Below are 2631 nucleotides of genomic sequence, written 5' to 3' on the forward strand. Positions count from 1 at the left end.
ACATTTCCGAGGGATAGCTCATCTCAATGTTTATCCATACAGGTTCGCCAGTTATGAAGTAAGGACCGATCTCAAGGATAGGTGTAACGAGGATGTGATCGGTTGTGTTGAAATCGGAGACCCAGTAAACTGGAACTCTATTGGGTCCGTACTGCATCGAGCAGTTTGCGTAAGTTATGCTCCCGGGCGGTTCATACGTGTAATTTCCAGGACAGGATATCGGGAGTGGGCCGGTCGATAAATTGGAATTGTAAAGACCTGACAGCACGAATATTTTCCCTGACCCGTATGTCAAGAAGTTTGTTCCAGTTATAACATTCGATCCGTAATGAACGGCAAAAAAATTGCCTGGCCAATCGTTGAGTATGCCCACCGGCATGGAATACTTACCATTGTATGCTGACATGCTGAAGTTGAAGTAGTTTATTTCGAGGAAGAGATGGTCGAAATAGCTATCGCTTCCCTTCTTAAAATCCATCGTAACCCAGTTAATGTAAGTAGCGCTCTGATCATAGCCTGGAGGGCTGTTCAGATCGGTTATACCTGCGTTGCTTCCTATCTCAGCCATCCATTCCCCGATGCTTACTGGTGTTATGCTATAGGTGAACGGCTGTCCCATAACGATGAACGTTATATTGAAAGAATCGTTGAATGGGTTGTACGCTTTTAGACGTGATCCATAGCCAGGATCATAAGATAAGCGCTTATCCGAAAGATGAGGCTCGTAGCTCCAGCTGATCAGCAAAAATACTATTATCGCCATAACGATCATTCCAACAATTCTAACATTTCTTTTATCCATGGACATGCTAAATACCTCTCAGTAATTGGTCTCATACGTTGGAGCCGGGCATATGATCATCCATACTGATGCGCCATAGGTCTGTCCGTTTGTCGCGTAAGACGAACCCGTTATCTGCATATTGGTCGTGAAATTGAGGTATCCTATGTAGGGCATATTTGATGAACCGCCTAGATCGTCGTAGTAAAGCCAGTTATATTGTCCGGAAAATATGTAGCTCACCTTAAATTCTGAATCGAGGAATCCGTAGCTGACTCCAATTGCCTTGTACTGATCGTAGCGATCCAAATCTATTCCAGGGCAACCATATATAACCATAGCAATCACGCCTCCCCCAGCGGTTTTTTGAACCCCCATGGTGCCAAGAAAGAATTGCTTACGTGTATCGGCTTCAGATAGATGTGTATGAATCCGATCTCTACGATTGGTATGAATTCAAGAGAGTAGTTTATGTAATAATACATGTTTATAGCAGTAAAATTACCTATTGTGAAGTTGTAGGGTATATACGCTGGCGGATCTGTAATCATAAGGGCCGTATTATTTAGCCATTGTGGTATGTATTCATACTTCTGCACGGAGCTCGCATTGATTATGGTGATGTCGTTGTATTTCACGATAAGGTTCCTGATCGAAAAGGAGAAGCCGGTAACGGGGAATGATAGGTTCTGACCAATCTCGGCAACTACCTCGTTACCGGAGAATCCACCCAATGGATTCTCAGTTTTTTCCAATGATTCAACAATGGAGGAGACGTAAAATATAAACTCCGCATTGCTGCTACCATAGGATACATTTATCACACTCGTGACGTTGGATACGAAAGACTGAAACGTACGTGTAATATTGTTAGGTATATAATAGGTGTATATTTCCGTATAACCGTAGGTGGGGTAATTGGTCAGCAGTTTCGATTCGGAAACTGGTCGAAGCGATAGGACAGGCGGCTTCGATTCAAGCTCGTAGATGAAGAAGCCTGCGAACAGAACAATAATGGTAAGTATAATTGTTGCAATCCTTCTTGCTTTAACCTGCATTCATAATCACCTTATGGGTTGCTGAGGCTGTAATAGGCAAGGTAGAAAGGTATATCAAGAGCTGGGCCGGTAAACAAGCCGTCATGATTCAGCGTTATTCCCATCTTAACACAATGACTCATATCGTTAAGCATGAATATCCTCATGAAACGGCTACTTTGTGAATTCCAAGGGACACATGCACTTCCCTCCCGGAGAAACTCACCGCCTCATTTCCCTCTCTGTAGACTGCGGATGGAATCGGTGCTGCGGATACAGCGTGCGGAATCATCGCCATCATTGCGAATACAATGGAGGCGATCAACGCTTTTTTCAGAACATCATTTATCATCATGAATCAAAAATATTATTAATATTTAAATTTTTTTAAAAAAATATTCCTGTGTTGTGATAGTATACAACATGCATAATTAACGCCCCAATATGTATCACTATCCAGGCCGTTTGTTTGAATGTTCAATCTACAGAGCCTCTCGGTGATACGATGTCCATATCATCTTCCGTGAGTTTACTATTGTATTCATCTAAATAATAACATTAAGAGATGAAAATTTAAATAAAATTGTCTCATATTTTCATGATATTGCATGGCGAGGGATAAGATTTTCTCCATCGTACTTGTCATTATACTTGTCTTCGCTGCATTCTTCTCCTTCGCCTACTTTGCCTCTCATCCACAAACACAGCTTCATAGGAAGAACCTGGATCTCGGACCGCGTGTAAACTATTACGTGTACGATGATCCGATAACAGATATAGCGAATGCATCGAGGGAATTATCAATCATCAACA

6 protein-coding genes are annotated in these 2631 nt (G+C 42.0%); 1 reads left to right on the forward strand and 5 read right to left on the reverse strand.

The features are described 5' to 3' along the window. The 5 genes from DMB44_RS09090 to DMB44_RS09105 form a co-directional block, all read right to left on the reverse strand. Positions 1-808 (reverse strand): hypothetical protein (locus DMB44_RS09090; RefSeq protein WP_153280218.1); only part of this gene is annotated, 808 nt, incomplete at its 3' end. 12 nt (positions 809-820) lie between these two features. Further along, on the reverse strand, positions 821-1120 hold the full coding sequence (locus tag DMB44_RS09095; RefSeq protein WP_153280219.1) for a hypothetical protein: 300 nt from the start codon (positions 1118-1120) through the stop codon (positions 821-823). A gap of 5 nt (positions 1121-1125) precedes the next feature. Continuing rightward, a complete protein-coding gene (locus tag DMB44_RS09100; protein WP_110642957.1) occupies positions 1126-1839 on the reverse strand; it encodes a hypothetical protein in 714 nt (237 codons plus the stop codon). 11 nt (positions 1840-1850) lie between these two features. Continuing rightward, complete coding sequence (locus tag DMB44_RS09715; protein ID WP_255414326.1) at positions 1851-1985, reverse strand: hypothetical protein; 135 nt, start codon at positions 1983-1985, stop codon at positions 1851-1853. Beyond that, positions 1982-2170 (reverse strand): hypothetical protein, encoded by a 189-nt coding sequence (locus DMB44_RS09105; protein ID WP_161952129.1) that lies wholly within the window; start codon positions 2168-2170, stop codon positions 1982-1984. Before DMB44_RS09105 ends, DMB44_RS09715 begins: the two co-directional genes overlap by 4 nt. A 256-nt stretch (positions 2171-2426) precedes the next feature. Between DMB44_RS09105 and DMB44_RS09110 the strand changes: the two genes are divergently transcribed. Then, positions 2427-2631, forward strand: a 205-nt coding sequence (locus tag DMB44_RS09110; RefSeq protein ID WP_153280220.1) for a hypothetical protein, incomplete at its 3' end; no start/stop codon positions are given.

The organism is Thermoplasma sp. Kam2015 (genome assembly GCF_003205235.1).
Taxonomy (GTDB): domain Archaea; phylum Thermoplasmatota; class Thermoplasmata; order Thermoplasmatales; family Thermoplasmataceae; genus Thermoplasma.